Genomic DNA, 228 nt, shown 5'->3' with positions numbered 1-228 from the left:
AACCTATACCACCCGCTATATGCACCTGCGCAAGCTGCTGGTGAAACCGGGGCAGAAAGTGAAACGCGGCGATCGTATCGCGCTGTCGGGCAATACCGGGCGTTCTACTGGCCCGCACCTGCACTATGAAGTATGGATTAACCAGCAGGCGGTTAACCCGCTGACGGCGAAACTGCCGCGTACCGAAGGCTTAACCGGTTCCGATCGTACCGATTATCTGGCGCAGGC

General features: G+C 58.3%; 1 protein-coding gene. It reads left to right on the top strand.

What is annotated here, in order from left to right; all coding sequences use genetic code 11:
- A partial coding sequence (locus QP437_RS10585; RefSeq protein WP_285267812.1) for a peptidoglycan DD-metalloendopeptidase family protein occupies nt 1–228 on the top strand: 228 nt, incomplete at both ends.

The organism is Haemophilus sp. UMB1048, assembly GCF_030218125.1.
Classification (GTDB): domain Bacteria; phylum Pseudomonadota; class Gammaproteobacteria; order Enterobacterales; family Pasteurellaceae; genus Haemophilus_D.
The sequence above is the reverse complement of the archived record's forward strand: the minus strand, read 5'-3'. Positions and strand labels throughout refer to the sequence as shown.